At 46.1% G+C, this 1,008-nt stretch carries 1 protein-coding gene; it reads right to left on the bottom strand.

All coding sequences use genetic code 11. The features are described 5' to 3' along the window. Positions 1–67 precede the first annotated feature (67 nt). The coding region (locus F6K38_RS44830; protein ID WP_287361081.1) for a thioesterase domain-containing protein at positions 68–1,008 on the bottom strand (941 nt) is incomplete at its 5' end.

The raw sequence follows: 1,008 nt of genomic DNA, 5'->3' as shown, positions 1-1,008 counted from the left end.
ACATACTCCCGACGTTGCCCTAACGGGACAACGCGGGCTTCTTGCCAACACCACCCAACGGTATCGGCTAAAGTTTCAACAGTTCAGCTAACACCTGAACATAAGGTTCACTCAACATAGTAGTATGATTTCCAGGAATTACATGAACCTCTACAGGTTGGCTAGAAAGCTGATTCCAACCCCAAGTTGGATCCCTGGGAATTTCACCAAGCATTCCCAATTCATCCTGATAAACTTCGCTGGTGCGGAACAGGGTAATCTCACCTTGATAGCCTTCTTGTGGGAGATAACTCATAAAAGCAAATTCGTCAGCTTTAATCGTTTGAACAATCCCACGCACTCGTTCAATTCCTGAATTAGGTGGCAACAGATTGACGGTTTCCATCTGTTGTTTGAGATAGTTTAATTGTGCTAATGGAGTAAGAGGTTTTAGGGATTCATAAGAAATCTCTAGATTTTTCCCAGATAACATTTCTAGGATATGGGCAATATTCGTTAGCCATCGGGTATCATCCCAATCTAGCTGTTTGGGGGCGCTACCAGGAAGTCGGGCGGGAAGGTCTAATAGGGCTAGGAGGGCAACTGTTTCTCCCTTTTTTTGTAGTTGTTGTGCCATTTCAAAAGCAACCAGAACCCCAAAGGAATGACCGCCCAGGAAGTACGGACCAGAGGGTTGAAGGGTTTGGATGGCTTGGAGGTAGTAGGCAGCTACCTCTTCAACACTACCAAAGGGTTCCGACACCCCATCCAAGGATGGAGGTTGTAAAGCGTAAAAGGGTTGGTCATTTCCTAGATGACGGGCGAGTTGGTGGAAGTACACCACATTGCCACCAGAACCAGGCATACAGAAGAAAGGTGGGTGGTTTCCTCGGGGTTGAATGGCAACTAAGGGAGACCAAGAGTGAGTATCAGTTTTTTGGCGCAGTAGAATGGCTAATTGTTCTAGGGTAGCGCCTTGGAAAAGGGCGGCTAAAGATAAATTTTTGCCAAATTCTTTCTCAATGTCAG

The sequence above is a fragment of the Moorena sp. SIO3B2 genome (genome assembly GCF_010692525.1).
GTDB classification, from domain to species: Bacteria; Cyanobacteriota; Cyanobacteriia; order Cyanobacteriales; family Coleofasciculaceae; genus Moorena; species Moorena producens.
Note: the sequence above shows the minus strand (reverse complement) of the source record. Positions and strands in the feature narration are given on the sequence as shown.